The sequence below is a fragment of the Tessaracoccus sp. MC1756 genome (genome assembly GCF_014164735.1).
Lineage (GTDB): Bacteria > Actinomycetota > Actinomycetes > Propionibacteriales > Propionibacteriaceae > Arachnia.
In genome coordinates this window covers 62,381-78,344 of record NZ_JACJFZ010000004.1, presented here as the reverse complement: position 1 = coordinate 78,344, position 15,964 = coordinate 62,381, and the positions used below count along the sequence as shown (strand labels likewise).

The following is a 15,964-nucleotide window of genomic DNA, read 5'->3' as shown; positions in this document are numbered from 1 at the left end:
ACATGTGAGGCTGGAACATGTTTGCAGTCACCTGGCAAGGCATTGAAGACATCCGCACCGTCGAGGTCGACGAGCCCCGGATCATAGAGCCCACAGACGCCGTGCTGCGCGTCACCTCCACCGCCATCTGCGGCTCGGACCTGCACCTCTACTCCACTTTCGCGCCGTTCCTGGAGAAGGGCGACATTCTCGGCCACGAGTTCATGGGCATCGTCGAGGAGGTCGGCGGCGCGGTGCAGAACCTCGCCGTGGGTGACCGCGTGGTGGTCCCGTTCACCATCTCCTGCGGACACTGCTGGATGTGCACCCGCGGCCTCCACACGCAGTGCGAGACGACGCAGGTGCGCGAGCAGGACCGAGGGGCCGCGCTGTTCGGGTACACCTCGATGTACGGCGGCGTGCCCGGCGGGCAGGCGGAGCGGGTGCGGGTGCCGCACGCCGACTTCGGGCCGGTGAAGCTCCCGGCCGATTTCGATGACGAGCGGTTCCTCTACCTCAGCGACATCCTCCCCACCGCGTGGCAGGCGGCGAAGTACGCGGAGGTGAAGCCCGGCGACACCGTCGCGGTCCTGGGGCTGGGCCCGGTGGGGCAGATGGCGGTGCGCTCCGCGTTCCGCCAGGGCGCCAGCCGGGTGCTGGGCGTCGACCTCGTCGACGAGCGGCTCGGCCTGGCCGAGGAGTGGGGCGCGGAGACCGTCGACTACCGTCAGGTCAAGGATGTCGCCGTGGCACTGCGCGGACGTACGGACGGCCGCGGCCCGGACTGCGTCATCGACGCCGTCGGGATGGAGGCGCACGGCAATCCGGTCACCGAGCAGATCATCGCCGGGACCGCCCGGATGCCGAAGCCGGTGGGCCGCCAGATGTTCAAACACCTCGGCATCGACAGGCTGGATGCCCTGCACACCGCCATCGACGCCGTCCGTCGCGGCGGTGTCCTGTCGCTCGCCGGCGTCTACGGCGGCATGGTCGACCCCATGCCCATGATGACGATGTTCGACAAGCAGCTGACGTTGCGCCTCGGCCAGTGCAACGTGCCCCGGTGGACCGACGAACTGTTGGCCCTCGCGCTGGAGGACGGCGACGTCATGGGGCTGGAGGGCTTCGCCACCCACCGCGTGCCGCTGTCTGAGGCCTCGGAGGCGTACAGGATGTTCCAGACCAAGTCCGACGGTTGTATCAAGGTGGTGCTGCAGCCCTGAGCCCCTTGTGGGCCGGTTCCCGACCACCGACATCCTGGAGGGGAACCTCTTGTCGCAACATTTCCTACCGGGCGTGTATTGACTCACCAGTCGGGATACGCCCGACGGCGAATCCCCCAGAGGGGGTGGCCCTCATGTCAGTTGAGATGGTGCACTCGAGGCTCGGACAAGCTGCGCTGGTTGTCGGAGGTGTGGTGCTGGCGATGATCGCCGCGATGTTCTTCATCAACTCCGACGAGACCCGGGCCTGGGTCTTCACGGGGATGTTCTTCGCGCTGACCCTCGCCGTGGCACTGGTGGCCTTCGACGACCTCCACCGGCGCCACGAGAGGGTGACCCTACGGCCCCGGACGAAACCGGGGCGGTGGGCGCTCTGGCTGAGCGTCGCGGGAATGGCGACGATGCTCCTGTCCGGCGTCTACGGGGCGATCGTCAGGATGGGGCAGCCCACTGAACTGGGCCCGTTCGTCCCGATGTTCGTGTTCACCATCGCCGGGTTCGGCCTGATGCTGGAGGGCGGCGTGGTGTCCCTGATCGCGTGGTTCCGCAGCGACGAGAGGTCCTGGCTGGTCCTCCTGCCGCTGCTGCCGGCGCTCTTCGCGGTCTACTTCGTGATCGGCGAATTCACGTTCCCGCACTGAGCCGTGCGGCTCAGTGCGACGCGTGCACCTTGCCCACGCCGTGACAGGTGGGGCAGTCGATCATGACCGCCTCCTCATCGGGCGTGGGCTGCGGCGGCGGTGAGACGCGGCCGTCGCGCTGAGGGATGGTCATCACGATCGACAGGATCGCCAGCAGCAGGAACACCAGCGACACCCCGATGGCGACCATCGCCGCCAGGCGGAGCGACTCGTTGTCCGAGCGGCCCTCCATCGCGATCAGGTCCGGTACCCGTGTCCCCATCAGGCCGTAGTAGACCGCCAGCGACACCGCGGTGCCGATGGCGCCGCCCAGTGTCGAGGCCATCTTGTAGATGCCGGAACCGGAGCCGGCCTGCGCGGCGGGCAGGCTGGTCAGCGCCGCGTCGGTCGACGGCGTGGCGTAGAACGCCAGGCCCAGGCCGAAAAGGCAATAGGCGATGATCGCGAGGATGGCGTACTGCCCGATGAGGGTGTGCGTGGCCATCAGCATGAGGCAGGCGACGATGGAGATCAGCGAGCCCCAGATCATGGGCTTGCGCGCGCCGAAGCGCTGCAGCAGCTTCTCGCCGACGCGGATGAACGCGATGATGAAGATGCCGTAACCCAGCGACAACAGCCCGGCGTCGAAGGCCGTGTACGGGCTGCCGTCCGGTTTCTCGCCCGCCATCTGGATCACCTGCTGCGAGATGATCAGCATGCCGATGGTGCCGTTGACCAGGAAGTTGGAGATGGTGGCGCCCGTGAAGGTGGTGTTGCGGAACAGCGTGAAGTCGATGAACGGGTTGTCCTGCCGCCGCTCCCAGTAGACGAAGGCCACGTAGGCGACGACGGCGACCACGGCCAGCAGGATGGTGAGCCAGTTCGTCCAACCCAGTTGCGACCCGTAGAGCAGCACGATCATCAACCCGAGCGTGCCGACGATGAACAGGACGAGGCCCACCGCGTCGAAGCCCTTGCGCTCCGTCTGCGTCACCTTGTTCTCCGGCGTGCCCATGATCATCACGAACGCGACGGCGGAGATGACCACCGAGGCCATGAAGATGCCGCGCCAGCCCACGAACTGCACGACGGTGCCGCCGAAGATGGCGGCGAGGCCGGAGCCTCCCCATGAGCCGATCGACCACATCGACACGGCGCGTTGGCGTTCCTTGCCGTCCCAATAGGCCTTCACCAGTGCCATCGACGCCGGCATGATCGCCGCGGCACCCAGACCCTGGATCGCCCGGCCGACCAGCAGGAGCGGCAGCGCGGCCGCACCGGAGGCGAAGATCAGCAGCAGGGAGCCCGCCGCGTTGAGGATCACGCCCAGCAGTGTGATGCGCACGCGGCCGATCTTGTCGGCGAGCCCGCCGAACAGCACCATGAACAGGCCCGAGAAGAGCCCGGTGAGCGAGACGGCGAGGTTGAGTGAGGAGGCGTCGATGTGGTCGCCGGTGGAGTTGATGTCGGCCATCATGTCCGGCGCGACGGTGCCCGCGGTGCCGGCGAACAGCCAGAAGGTCACCACCGCGAGCACGATGCCCCACAGAAGCTTCTCCGTGCCCAGTTGTTTCGTCTGCGTCGCCTCGGACATGGCGCTCACTCCTTCCCGAGCCAGGCCAGCGCCGCGACCACTGCGGCCTCGGAGCCCGTGGCGAGGGTGGGCTGCATGGCGGGCGCGAAGCCAGGGTTGTGGTTGGGGAAGACCGGTTGGTCCGGCAGGAAGCCGCCGACGCCCCAATAGGAGTAGGGCGCTCGGAACGCGGTGGGCAGCAGGCTGAAGTCTTCTGAGGCCGACACCGGGTCCAGCTCGGCGACCCTGTCGGCGCCGAAATGCTCGACGAAGGCGGCGTGGACCCGGGTGGTGACGTCGGCGTCGTTGTCGGTGAGCGGGTACTGGTCGTAGGCGTGGAACTCGGGCTCGCGCGGTGAACCGGAGGCCGAGCATTCGGCGCGCACGATGCGTTCGATGGAGCTCATCAGGTGGTCGCGGACGCCGTTGTCGTAGGCGCGCACGTTGATCAGCAGGACGGCGTGGTCCGGGATGATGTTCGACTTCTTGCCCGCCTGGAGGCTGCCGACGGTGACCACGGCCATCTTGAAGGGGTCGATCTCGCGGGCCACGATGCCCTGCAGCCGCACCACGATGGAGGACGCCAGCAGCACGGGGTCGACGCCGAGGTGGGGCATCGAACCGTGTGAGCCGCTGCCGTGGACCGTCACCCTCACTGAGCCGCCCGTCGAGAGCATCGCGCCGGGCCGGGTGCCGACGTGGCCCGCTGCGGGCGTCGTCAGGACGTGTTGCCCGAGCACGACGTCGGGCCTGGGAACCTTGTCCACCAGGCCGTCGGCGACCATGGAGCGCGCCCCCTCGGCCGTCTCCTCCGCAGGCTGGAAGAGCGCGACGTAGGTGCCGCGCCAGTGGTCGCGCCCCTCGGCAAGGACGCGGGCCGCTGCCAGCCCGGCGGTGATGTGCACGTCGTGGCCGCACGCGTGCATCACGGGCACGATGTTCCCCTCGCGGTCCGCCATCGTCTTGGTCGAGGCGTAGGGGAGGCCGGTGGATTCCTCCACGGGGAGCGCGTCGATGTCGGCCCTGAACATGACGGTGGGGCCATCGCCGTTGCTGAGCACTCCCACGACCCCGCCGCCGATCTCGCGGATGTCGTATCCGTGGCCCTCGAGGCGCCAACGGATCTCCGCCACGGTCTCGGTCTCCTGCATCGACAGTTCAGGGTTGCGGTGGAGGCTCTGGTAGAGCTCCTCGGATTCTGCCCGCTGCCTGGCGACGTGATCGGCGACCCACTGCGTGCTCATCTCGTGGTCCCTTCGCTGGGAGACACCCGGCGCCTTGTCGGCGTGGCTCCTGTCTACCACTGCCAGAGGTCGTTGACGAGGGGTCGCACTCGCATACGGAGTCCCAGAGGGAGGAATAGTTGAATCGTCAAGTATGTTGTACAGTGGTGACATCAGCTTGAAGGAAAGGCACATCATGCAGTTCGGCATCTTCACCATCGGTGACGTCACCACGGACCCCACCACGGGCCGGACGCCCACGGAGAACGCCCGCATCAAGGCCACCGTCGAACTCGCGATGAAGGCCGAGGAAGTGGGCCTCGACGTGTTCGCCACAGGTGAGCACCACAACCCGCCGTTCATCGCCCCGGCCAACCCGCCCATCCTGATGGCCTACCTGGCGGCGAAGACCGAGAAGATCCTCCTGTCGACGGCCACCACTCTGGTCACCACGAACGACCCCGTCCGGCTCGCCGAGGACTACGCCTACGCGCAGCACCTGGCCGAGGGCCGCGTCGACCTCATGATGGGACGCGGCAACACCGGCCCGGTCTACCCCTGGTTCGGCAAGGACATCCGCGAGGGCATCGGGCTCGCCGTCGAGAACTACTCGCTGCTGCACGCGCTGTGGCGCGAGGAGGTCGTCAACTTCGAGGGCAAGTACCGCACCCCGCTGCACGGCTTCACCTCCACGCCACGCCCGCTCGACGGCATCCCGCCGTTCGTCTGGCACGGCTCCATCCGCTCCCCCGAGATCGCGGAGCAGGCTGCCTACTACGGTGACGGCTTCTTCCACAACAACATCTTCTGGCCCTCGTCTCACACCAAGCGCATGGTGGAGCTGTACCGCCGCCGCTTCGAGCACTACGGCCACGGCACGGCGGACCAGGCGATCGTCGGGCTCGGCGGCCAGGTGTTCATGCGGAAGAACTCCCAGGACGCCGTGCGCGAGTTCCGCCCCTACTTCGACAACGCCCCCGTCTACGGCGGTGGCCCCTCGTTGGAGGACTTCACGCGCGAGACCCCGCTCACCGTCGGTTCGCCGCAGCAGGTCATCGAGCGGGTTCTGGGCTTCCGCGAGTACGCGGGCGACTACCAGCGCCAGCTGTTCCTCATGGACCACGCCGGCCTGCCGCAGAAGGTCGTGCTCGAGCAGCTGGACCTGCTCGGTGAAGAGGTCGTGCCCGTGCTGCGCAAGGAATTCGCCAAGCTCAAGCCTGCCCACGTGCCCGACGCCCCCACGCACGCGAGCATGCTCGCCGCACGGGGCCCCGTCGAGGAGGTCGCGCCCGGCGAGCCGCAGGTGGACCGCTGGACCGGTACCCGCGCCGAGGACGACAACAAGCTCTGACCCGAGGAGAAGACACATGAAGCGCATCGTCGTGATTTCCGGCGGCCTGGGGTCGCCGTCGTCCACCCGCGTGCTGAGCGACGACATCGTCGCCCGGCTGCGTGAGTCCCTCGCCGCCAAGGGTGAGGAGCTAGAGGTCACCGTCGCGGAACTCCGCGAGCTGGCGCACCCCATCGTCGACGCCATGCTCACCGGGTTCCCCACCGGCGAGCTGGCCCGCATCACCGACGCCGTGGCCGCCGCGGACGGACTCATCGTCGTCAGTCCCACGTTCTCGGCCTCCATGTCCGGACTGTTCAAGAGCTTCTTCGACATCCTCGACATGGACACGCTCAAGGGCAAGCAGGTCCTCATGGCCGCCACCGGCGGCACGGAGCGGCATTCGCTGATGCTGGAGTTCGCCATGCGGCCGCTGTTCAGCTATCTCGGTGCGCTCACCATGCGCACGGCGATCTTCGCGGCGACGTCGGACTTCGGCGGCCCCGGGGTCGCCTCCCTGGGTCGCCGCGTCCGTGCCGGCGCCGAGGAGCTCGCCGAAGCCCTCCTGGGTTCCCGGCAGCGGGTGGAGGCCGACGAATTCGTCGAGTTCGCCACCCTCCTCGGGAACTGACGGTGCCTATGCTGAAGGACATGCTTCCTGATCGCCGGCTCCTGCTCGTGCACGCCCACCCCGACGACGAATCCAGCCAATCCGCCGCCACCATGGCCCGGTACCTCGCCGAAGGCGCCCAGGTCACGCTCGTGACCTGCACGCTGGGCGAACTCGGCGAGATCCTGGTGCCGGACTGGGCGCACTACTCCCCGCAGGAGTTGGGCGTGCACCGGCAGGAGGAGATCGCGCAGGCCATGAGCGTCATCGGCGTCACGGACCACCTCTTCCTCGGCGGGGTCGGCCGCTACCACGACAGCGGGATGATCACCACGGAGGCCGGCCGCGCGGGCGTGCCCGACGAGATGCCGGCCAACGCCTTCTGGCGCGCGGACCTCCTCGAGGCGGCGGACCACCTCGTCGATGTCATCCGCACCCGCCGCCCGCAGGTAGCGGTGACGTACGATCCACACGGCAACTACGGCCACCCGGACCACATCCAGGCCCACCGCGTGCTGATGTACGCCGTGCAGTTGGCGGCCACACCGTCGCACAGGCCGGATCTCGGATCGCCCTGGCAGGTGCAGCGGGTGCTCTGGAACACGCACAACACCAGCCGTTGGGCGGAGGCCTACGCCATCGCTCGCGAGCGGGGGCTGGAGTTGTGGGGTGCCGATCACGACCACAGCGACGACGAGGCGGAGCGCCGCTTCGGCCCGGACCCGGAACAGATCGTCGCGGTGGTCGAGCTGCAGCCGTACCTCGACATCTGCCGGCGCGCGCTCTTCACCCACCGCAGCCAGGTCAACGCGGAGGACCCGTTCTGGCAGTTCTTCTCGATCATGCAGGAACTCCCCGGCGCGGGGGAGGCCTATCTCCTCGGTGCCGGGCAGCCGTTCCCGCAGGGCGACGGGCCGGCCACGGACCTCTTCGAGGGCCTGCCTCCGGACGCTGCATAGAATTGCGCCCATGAGGATGAGACCCGCCGCACTTGCCGTCACCGTTGTCGCCGCGCTTTCGCTGGCCGCCTGCACCGGCTCGGACGAACCGACGTCGGCGCCCGAGGTCACCGCCTCCGCCCCGGCGGGTGGCACCCAGAGCGGCCTCCCGCAGCCGGAGGAGGAGGCGTTCACCGGCGAGATCCAGACCGAGGTGATCAAGGTCGGCCCCATGGACGTCACCGTGCCGAAGGGCATGAAGCTGCCGGAGAGCACCATCGTGACGCAGTCGGAGCAGTCAGCCGTGATGATGATCGACGAGGACCCGCAGCCAGTCATCGACTCCATCATGAGCAGCGCCGCGGACGCCGGCTACGAGATCTACGCCAAGCCCAGCGAGGACCAGACGGTCTTCGTGGGCCACGGCAATGCCGTCCTCTTCACGGCCATCCCCAACGCCCAGATCCTGACGTGGGGCCCGGAGTCCATGAAGGACGTGCTCGCGGAAGGCTGACGCGGCCGCCGCATCAGATCTCCGCCAGTCGGGCCGTCCCCGCGTGGGCCCACGCGGGCACCCCTCGGCCGGCGGACATCCCATGCGGTAGTAGATTCACCCCGTGATCGACCTCGACCCCGCCAAGGCCCGCCTGCTCCGCCGCACCGTGCTGGTGGTGGCGTGCCTGAACCTGGGCTACTTCTTCATCGAGGCGACGGTGGCGTGGGCCATCGGGTCGGTGTCGTTGTTCGCGGATTCGGTCGACTTCCTCGAGGACACCGCCGTCAACCTGCTGATCTTCGGCGCGTTGGGGTGGCCGCTCGCGCGGCGCGCGAAGGCCGGCAAGGCCATGGCGGTGGTCATCCTCGTCCCCGCAGCCGCGGCGCTGTGGCAGGCGGTGGCCAAGTTCTCCCACCCGGATGCACCCGATCCGCTGTCGCTGATCCTCACCGCAGGCGGCGCCGTGGTGGTCAACTCCCTGTGCGCATTCCTGCTGCTGCGCCAGCGCGACCACGGCGGATCCATGACCAAGGCCGCCTGGCTCGCGGCCCGCAATGACGTGATCATCAACCTCGGCATCATCGCCATGGGTCTCCTGACGCTCACCCTGGTACCCAACGGGTGGCCGGACCTCATCCTCGGCCTCGGCATCGTCGTGCTCAACTTCCACGCCGCCAAGGAGGTCTGGGAGGTGGCCGAGGAGGAGAACCTCGCGGCCAAGGCCCTGGCCGGCGAGGTCGACGACGATTGAGCCCCCGACGAACGGCTCCTGACAAGGGGCGTGAGACGGCGGGTCCTCCCCTGACAGGAACGAGGGCTAGGCTCGGAATATGATGGAGCGCAGCCAACCCGGCCCGGGGTATGTCCTCGCGGGCCGCTACCTCCTCGAAGAGCGGCTCGGTCGCGGTGGCATGTCCACCGTCTGGCGCGCCCGGGACCAGGTGCTGGACCGCGAGGTCGCCGTCAAGGTGGTCGCGGAGATGGAGGACGCGGAGGTCACCGCGGAACGTTTCCGCCGGGAGACGCGCGTCACGGCCGCCCTGAACCACCCCAACATCGTCACCGTCTTCGACGCCGGCGTCGACAACGACCGGGCCTTCCTCGTCATGGAGCTGCTGCCCGGCACCACGCTGGCAGACGAGCTGCGCACCCGCGGCGCCTTCCCCTTCGAGGAGATCCGCAGCATCGCCATCCAGGTCTCGGCGGCCCTCGGCGCGGCCCACGACGCCGGCCTGGTGCACCGCGACGTCAAGCCCGGCAACATCGCCCGCGCCGCCGACGGTGCGGTCAAGGTGCTCGACTTCGGCATCACGCACATCATCGACGAGGCGGTCGCAGATTCCGGATCACCGCTGACCGCCACCGGTGCCGTCATCGGCACGGCCGCCTACCTGGCGCCGGAACAGGCCCGCGGGATGCGGGTGGACCAGCGCGCAGACATCTACGCGCTCGGCTGTGTGCTGTTCGCCCTCATCACCGGCCGGCCCCCGTTCCAGGGCCCCACCGCGGTGTCCACGATGATGGCCCACGCCACCGAGCCGGTGCCCAACATCCAGGAGGCCCGTCCCGACGTGCCGCCGCAGCTGGCCGCCATCGTCACCGCCATGCTGGCCAAAGACCCGGAGGCCCGGCCGACCGACGCGGCCACCCTTGAGGCAGCGCTGCGCGCCGAGACCTCCGAGGCCGTCACCCAGCTCCTCCCGCCACCCGTGGTGGAGGGCGAACACACCGCCGTGGTGCCGGCGGCGGACCTCCCCGCGCCCATGCGGGCCTACCCGGCAGATGCCCCCGGCCCGGTGGTTGCGGCGCCGGTGGTTGCGCCGGCCCGGGCCGCCGTCGACCCGGAGGGCACCGACGACGACGTGCTCCCCATGGAAGAAGAGGAAGAGAGCAGCCGCCGGGGCCTGTTGATCGGCCTCATCGCGCTGGCCGTGCTGCTGGTCGTGGGCTTCGCCTGGTGGCTGCTGTCCGGGGACCCGCAGCTCACGGCTGACCGGTCGCCCACCGCTGCCGTGCCGGCGTCGACCTCCCCGAGCGTCGACGCCTCGCCCCCGGTCTCACCCTCCCCGCAGGCCACCGAGGCGTCCCCCAGCCCCACGCCCTCGCCCAGCCCCAGCCCTTCGACCGCCCCCGCGACGACGACGGCTGCGCCGGCAACGACGGCCCCGGTCACTACCGAGGCGCCTCCGCCGCAGACTGAACCGCCCGTGGAGACCGCGCCCCCTGTCACTCAGGCGCCCCCACCGGCGGAGCCTCCGGCAGACCCGGGCAACATCGAGGGGGCCGCGCAGTCGGCTCAGGCGGCGGCCGATGAGCTCAGCACCGCCGTACGTGAAGCCTTCACGGGCGGCAACCTCGACAACGACGCGCGCAAGGCCGTCGACGCCGGCCTGCGCGACCTCTCCAGCGCGCTCCGCAGCGGCGACGAACAACTGGCCAGCGACGCCATCTCCGCAGTGGACCAGGCCCTCAGCGATTCCGGTCAGAAGGATCAGTTCGAGGGGCTCTACGAGCGGTTGAAGGACCAGGTCGACAGCTGGGACGACTTCCTCTAGGTCCCGTGCGGCCGAGAATCGAGGCCCAGGAGCGGGCGCAGGTCGTCCAGGTGGGCGACTGAGTGCTCGGCGGCGTCGTCGACGGGAGCAGCAGGCGACTCCACCGTGGCCGCCGTCATCCCCGCCGCCATGGCGGCTTCCGCGTCGATCGGCCGGTCGCCCACGCTCAGACAGTCCGCCGGGTCCAGCCCGTGCCGCTCCATCATCACCCGGTACATCTGGGGGTTGGGCTTGCGTGGGTGACCGTCGGAGGTGGAGATGAGGTCGTCGACGACGAGGCCCAGCCCGTCGAGCAGCGTCTGGGCGGAACTGCGGTCACGGTGCGTCACGACGAGGTTGAGGCCGCCCGCTGCGGTGACATCGCGCAGGAGTTCGCGGGCGCCGGGCATGGCGGGCGGGGGAGCCGACTTCCACCGCTGCTTCAGAGCGGCCTCGACGTCCTCGAACTCCGATTCCGGCAGGTCGAAGCGTCCGCTCAGCGCGGCGATGGCCTCCCCCGTCGACCTACGCGTCAGCACCGCCACCTCTGAATCCGTCAGCTCGAAACCGTGGTCGCGCACCACGCCGGCCAAGGCCGCGTCGAGCGCCGGGTAGGTGTCGACGAGCGTCCCGCCCAGGTCCCAGAAAACATGCATCACGTCTCTCAGCGTAAAGGTGCACGCACCAGGCGACCCCCGGGTTTGTCACAATCGAGAGATGATCATCGCACTCGACGAACCCGGCTGGCCGACCGCGGACTGGCCGCTCGGAGCAAGCCCTTCCGCAGAAGGCATCACGTTCGCCGTCCACGCCCCGGCCGCCACCCGCGTCCAACTGGAGATCTACCCGGAGGCGCTGGGCGCCGACGCGTCCCACACCTTCCTCCCCGCCCAGGGGCCGGATGGGATCTGGCGCGCCAACATTCAGGGTCTCCCCCTCGGTGCGCTGTACGGCTACCGGGTCTGGGGCCGGAACTGGCCCTACGTCGACACCTGGGAGCCCGGCACGGAGGAGGGCTTCGAGGCGGACATGGACGAGGACGGCAACCGGTTCAACCCGAACAAGGTGCTGTTCGACCCCTATGCGCGCGAGATCAGCCACAACGTCTTCTCCGACAGCATCCTCGAGCACGGCAACGATGAGGTGTTCGGCACCGGCGCGGCGGAGGTGGATCCCACCCCGGCGGCCGAGGACGTCGCGCCCGAGGAACCGCTGCCCACGCGGCGCTCGGTCGACACCGCCCGCCAGGCCCCGAAGGGCATCGTGATCACCGATTACACGCCCATCGCCGCAAAGCCCCATCTACCCGCCGAGAAGTCGTCCATCTACGAGGTCTCGGTGCCGCAGCTCACCGGGCACCCGTCCGTCTGCCGTCTGGGCGAACTGCTGAAGGACGAGCCCGGCTACGAAGGCGTCGACAGCATCCCAGACGAGTTCCGCGGCACCTACAAGGGCGCCGGCTTGATGGCGCCCTACCTGAAGGCGCTCGGCTTCACCACCGTCGAACTGCTCCCGTTGCAGCAGACCAACGCGTCTGAATCCGCGCGCCGCGGCTACACCAACGCCTGGGGCTACATGACGCTGAGCTACTTCGCCCCCCACCGCGGCTACGCGTCGGACCAGAGCTACGGCGGCCCCACTCGCGAGTTCAAGGAGATGGTCTCCGCCTTCCACTCCGTCGGCATGGAGGTCTACCTCGACGTGGTCTACAACCACACGGCGGAGGGCGGCAACTGGGACGGCGACGTCAACAGCACCGGTTTCACCTCGCTGGGCGGCTTCGCCACGGCCGACTACTACCAGATGACCGCGGATTACGTGCTGGTCGACGGAGCCACCGGCACCTCCAACCAGCTCAACTTCTCGTCGGACGCCGCCTGCCAGCTGGTGCTGGACTCGCTGCGTTACTGGACCACGGACATGGGCGTCGACGGGTTCCGCTTCGACCTGGCCACCGTGCTGGGCCGCAAACCGGACGAGGCGCACCCGGAGGACTGGGCCAACCAGAAGCGGTTCTTCACGGACCACCCGCTGCTGGTCGCCATCGCGGACTTCGCCGCCAGCGAGCACATCGAGGTCATCGCGGAGGCCTGGGACCTGTGGGGCTACGAGGTGGGCAACTTCCCCCGCGGCTGGGGCGAATGGAACGGCCGGTATCGCGACGCGGTCCGCCGCTTCAGCAAGGGCGACGCCAACATGCGCGACTTCCTCGACATGATGAACGGCGACTACCACCACTTCCACGACTCGGGGGGCGCCCAGAAGTCCATCAACTTCGTCGACGCCCACGACGGCTTCAACATGGTGGACCTCGTCAGCTACCAGGGCAAGAACAACGATCAGCCGTACCCGTTCGGACCCTCCGACGGCGGCTCCGACAACAATCTCTCCTGGGATTCGGGTGGCTCCCAGGCACTGCGTCGCCAGCGGGTGCGCAACCTGTGGACCATCCTGTTCTTCTCCCGCGGGGTGCCGATGGTGGTGGCCGGCGACGAGTTCGGCCGCACCCAGAACGGCAACAACAACCCCTGGGAGCTCGACTCGCTGGCGATGCTGAACAACTACGCCATGATCCCGACGGCGACGCCCCACCTCGTCGACGTAGAGGCAGGCGTCGAGGCGGCCTACCACGACAACTTGGGGCGCTTCGACAACCAGGACGACGTCAATTCGCTCTTCCGGTTCGCCACCTTCATCGCCAACCTGCGGCAGCGCCACGATTCGCTGCAGCAGACCCACTGGGGCGACCTCATCCCGGACAGCAAAGACGTCAGCTACCTGTTCTACACACCGACGGGCGACGGCTACCCGGAGGAGGGCCACCGCGCTGTGGCGGTACGCATCAACAACCCGGGCGACGACTTCTGGGTGCTGATCAACATGGCCGAGCACCCCATCGACTTCACGCTGCCGCCGCCTGCCGAGGGGTGCGTGCTGCGCCGCCTCATCGACACCGCGTCGTGGGCCGAGCCCGCGCACAACTTCTGGCAGGAGGGCGAGGGCATGATCATGGACGGGAGCTCCACGGTGGAGCCGTGGGCCATCGTGGTGCTGCAGGAAGGCTTCATCGAGCCGCGCGATGTGCCGGTGTGGGAGGACTGAGCCCCTTGCCAATCGACCCGAGCCGCCCCGGGAACGGCCACACTAGGGACATGAGCACTCTCGCCGTGATCTTCAACCCCACCAAGATCGACCGCGCCGACCTCGAGGCGGTCGTCGAGCCGGCACGCGTCGAAGCGGGTTGGGGGGAGGTCCTCTGGTTGGAGACGCAGGAGGACGACCCGGGAGTCGGGATGGCGCGGGAGGCTGTCGAGAAGGGCGTCGACGTGGTGCTCGGCGTGGGTGGCGACGGCACCATCCGTTGCGTCGCCGAGGGGCTGCGCGACAGCGGGGTCCCGCTGGCGCTCGCGCCGCAGGGCACGGGCAACCTGCTGGCCCGCAACCTGGACCTCACCCTCGACAACCTGCCGGAGTCCGTCGATGCGGCCTTCAACGGAAAGCCCCGCAAGGTGGACCTCGGCGTTGCCCGCTGGGTCCGCCCCAACGGCGACGAGGAGGAACGCGTCTTCCTCGTGGCCGCGGGGGTGGGGCTGGATGCGCAGATCATGTCGACCACCGACGAGAAGCTGAAGAAGCGCGTGGGCATGCTCGCCTACGTCAAGGCGGGCGTCGAGGCGCTGTTCCGCAACCATCGCATGCGGCTCACGTACCGGCTCGACGAATCCGAACCCGAGCGCGCCCGCCTGCACACCATCCTGATCGGCAACTGCGGCTCCATCGGCGGCAACGTGCTGTTGCTGCCGGACGCGGCCGTCGACGACGGGGTGCTGGACGTGGTGGGTGTCTTTCCCCGCGGCGTCTTCGGCTGGCCGAGGGTCGCCTGGAAGGTGCTGGTGGACAACGCCATCCTGCACCGCACCCGCAGCGAGTTCGTCCGCAAGCGGCGCGACCGCAGTCGCGAGCTGAACTACCAGCAGTGCCGCGAGATCGAGGTCACGTTCCGCCGGCCGGAGGAGATCGAACTCGACGGCGACCACTTCGGGGAGATCACATCGCTCCTGGTGCAGGTGGAGGACGGTGGGCTGCTCGTCCAGATGCCGGCCGACTGGACCGCCGACGAGGACTGAACCGGCCCCCATTTCCCCCTGATCCCGGCCCGCAGACCTGTTGCTGACCGTGCCGGCGCCGCATACTTCAACGCATGGAACTGCTGCCAATGACCTTCGCCTCGGGCTGGGCCTCGGGCATCAACGCGTATGCCACGGTGTTCATCCTCGGCATCCTCGGGCGCTTCCTGAACACCGGCGGCGTCCCTGAGGGTTTCCAGCGCACCGACGTCCTGATCGTCATGGGCATCCTCGCGCTGGTGGAACTGGTCGCCGACAAGGTGCCGGTCATCGATTCGGTCTGGGACGTACCCTCCACCGTCATCCGCCCCGTGGCGGGCGCGGTGATCGGGGCCTTGATCGCGGGCGCCAACGGCGACCTCCTCACCATCTCGCTCGCCGCGGTCGGCGGCGTCACGGCCCTGCTCAGCCACCTTTCCAAGGCGGGGATCCGGCTGGCCGTCAACAGTTCGCCGGAGCCGGTCTCGAACGTGACGGCTTCGGTCGCCGGCGACATCGGGGTGGTCGGCGTCACCACCCTCGCCGTGTTGTTCCCCGTCGTGGCGGCGGTCGTCGCGGCGGTCCTGCTGGCCCTCATGATCTGGCTCGCGTTGGCGATGATGGCCAGGATCCGACGCGGGTGGCGGTGGCTCAAGCAGCGCTGGACCGCGCCGCCAGCGGCCGTCTAGTCGGAGCGACGGCGTCGCACCCAACCGAGCACGACCAGCGCCAGGAGCGCGACCCCGGCCACCCCCAACGCCGTGTAGAGAACCGCCGGGCTGCCGTTGTCGGGACCGGGGGAGGGCGCCGTCGAGGAGTCAGCCGACGGGGTGAGCACGGTCGGCTCGCCCTCCGCGGCGCTCAGTTCCGCGGCCATTGCCTCGGTCATGGGGCCGGTGCCGTCGCAGAGATCTGATCGCCACACGCCGTTGTCGTCGCGGGAGAACAGCGCGATGGTCATGCCCTCGGAGAGGCCCTCCAGGCCGCAGCTCGCGCCGCTGACGGGGGAGAGCACGGCCACCTGTGGGGCCTCCGGCCCCTTCCACAAGCGGGTGAGTTCGACGGTGTAGGTCGCGTCGTCCATGGAGGTCTGTGGGTTCTCGGGCCGGTCCACGCCCACTACGACGCCCTCCGCAACCAGGTCCGCGCTCTCGGCGTGTTCCGTGACCGACTGGGCCACACAACTGCACGCGGCGGCGCGCGGGGCCTGCTGCCAGCTCACGACGCCGATCCCGGCGAGCAGCAGCAGCACCATCAGCATTGACCGTGTCCTCATCCCCCAAGTCTGGGGCCGTGCCCTCAGGTCGGCCCCGCGCCGCGGCCAACAGCAAC

The 15,964-nt window shown here is 69.0% G+C and carries 15 protein-coding genes; 11 read left to right on the top strand and 4 right to left on the bottom strand.

The window, feature by feature from the left end; all coding sequences use genetic code 11:
- Positions 1 to 17: 17 nt before the first annotated feature.
- Together H5393_RS10835 and H5393_RS10830 are read left to right on the top strand one after the other, a co-directional pair.
- On the top strand, positions 18 to 1,202 hold the full coding sequence (locus tag H5393_RS10835) for a zinc-dependent alcohol dehydrogenase (RefSeq protein WP_182766676.1): 1,185 nt from the start codon (positions 18 to 20) through the stop codon (positions 1,200 to 1,202).
- A gap of 134 nt (positions 1,203 to 1,336) precedes the next feature.
- Entirely contained in the window at positions 1,337 to 1,843 is a 507-nt protein-coding gene (locus tag H5393_RS10830) for a hypothetical protein (RefSeq protein WP_182766675.1), read from the top strand.
- Positions 1,844 to 1,853: 10 nt separating this feature from the next.
- Here the strand turns inward: H5393_RS10830 and H5393_RS10825 are convergent, their stop codons facing one another.
- Positions 1,854 to 3,416: an MFS transporter gene (locus H5393_RS10825; protein WP_182766674.1), complete on the bottom strand. Its 1,563-nt coding sequence runs from the start codon at positions 3,414 to 3,416 to the stop codon at positions 1,854 to 1,856.
- A gap of 5 nt (positions 3,417 to 3,421) precedes the next feature.
- Positions 3,422 to 4,639, bottom strand: coding sequence for an amidohydrolase (locus H5393_RS10820; RefSeq protein ID WP_182766673.1), 1,218 nt, complete (start codon positions 4,637 to 4,639; stop codon positions 3,422 to 3,424).
- A 175-nt stretch (positions 4,640 to 4,814) separates the two neighbouring features.
- Here H5393_RS10820 and H5393_RS10815 point away from each other — a divergent pair, with 175 nt between their 5' ends.
- From H5393_RS10815 to H5393_RS10790, 6 genes are all read left to right on the top strand, one after another.
- Positions 4,815 to 5,969: an LLM class flavin-dependent oxidoreductase gene (locus H5393_RS10815; RefSeq protein ID WP_182766672.1), complete on the top strand. Its 1,155-nt coding sequence runs from the start codon at positions 4,815 to 4,817 to the stop codon at positions 5,967 to 5,969.
- A gap of 16 nt (positions 5,970 to 5,985) precedes the next feature.
- The gene (locus H5393_RS10810) at positions 5,986 to 6,579 is read left to right on the top strand and encodes a CE1759 family FMN reductase (protein ID WP_182766671.1); all 594 of its coding nucleotides are present in this window, start codon (positions 5,986 to 5,988) and stop codon (positions 6,577 to 6,579) included.
- A 20-nt stretch (positions 6,580 to 6,599) separates the two neighbouring features.
- The gene (gene mshB, locus H5393_RS10805; protein WP_182766670.1) at positions 6,600 to 7,517 is read left to right on the top strand and encodes an N-acetyl-1-D-myo-inositol-2-amino-2-deoxy-alpha-D-glucopyranoside deacetylase; all 918 of its coding nucleotides are present in this window, start codon (positions 6,600 to 6,602) and stop codon (positions 7,515 to 7,517) included.
- 10 nt (positions 7,518 to 7,527) lie between these two features.
- Positions 7,528 to 8,010, top strand: coding sequence for a hypothetical protein (locus H5393_RS10800; protein ID WP_182766669.1), 483 nt, complete (start codon positions 7,528 to 7,530; stop codon positions 8,008 to 8,010).
- 103 nt (positions 8,011 to 8,113) lie between these two features.
- Positions 8,114 to 8,743 carry a cation transporter gene (locus H5393_RS10795; protein WP_370585976.1) on the top strand — a complete coding sequence of 210 codons (630 nt, stop codon included), beginning with the start codon at positions 8,114 to 8,116 and terminating at the stop codon, positions 8,741 to 8,743.
- Between the two features lie 79 nt (positions 8,744 to 8,822).
- Positions 8,823 to 10,547, top strand: a complete 1,725-nt coding sequence (locus tag H5393_RS10790) for a protein kinase (protein WP_182766668.1) — start codon at positions 8,823 to 8,825, stop codon at positions 10,545 to 10,547.
- On the opposite strand, the gene H5393_RS10785 is transcribed toward H5393_RS10790, so the two are convergent.
- Positions 10,544 to 11,182, bottom strand: a complete 639-nt coding sequence (locus tag H5393_RS10785; protein ID WP_076062878.1) for an HAD-IA family hydrolase — start codon at positions 11,180 to 11,182, stop codon at positions 10,544 to 10,546. The two genes, H5393_RS10790 and H5393_RS10785, sit on opposite strands and share 4 nt — an antisense overlap.
- 61 nt (positions 11,183 to 11,243) lie before the next feature.
- Here H5393_RS10785 and H5393_RS10780 point away from each other — a divergent pair, with 61 nt between their 5' ends.
- The 3 genes from H5393_RS10780 to H5393_RS10770 all read left to right on the top strand — a co-directional run bounded on the left by H5393_RS10780 (position 11,244) and on the right by H5393_RS10770 (position 15,321).
- Positions 11,244 to 13,628, top strand: a complete 2,385-nt coding sequence (locus tag H5393_RS10780) for an alpha-amylase family glycosyl hydrolase (protein ID WP_182766667.1) — start codon at positions 11,244 to 11,246, stop codon at positions 13,626 to 13,628.
- 50 nt (positions 13,629 to 13,678) lie between these two features.
- Complete coding sequence (locus H5393_RS10775) at positions 13,679 to 14,653, top strand: diacylglycerol kinase family protein (protein ID WP_182766666.1); 975 nt, start codon at positions 13,679 to 13,681, stop codon at positions 14,651 to 14,653.
- Between the two features lie 74 nt (positions 14,654 to 14,727).
- Positions 14,728 to 15,321, top strand: coding sequence for a DUF4126 domain-containing protein (locus H5393_RS10770; protein WP_182766665.1), 594 nt, complete (start codon positions 14,728 to 14,730; stop codon positions 15,319 to 15,321).
- On the opposite strand, the gene H5393_RS10765 is transcribed toward H5393_RS10770, so the two are convergent.
- Entirely contained in the window at positions 15,318 to 15,908 is a 591-nt protein-coding gene (locus H5393_RS10765; protein ID WP_182766664.1) for a hypothetical protein, read from the bottom strand. The two genes, H5393_RS10770 and H5393_RS10765, sit on opposite strands and share 4 nt — an antisense overlap.
- Positions 15,909 to 15,964 lie beyond the last annotated feature (56 nt).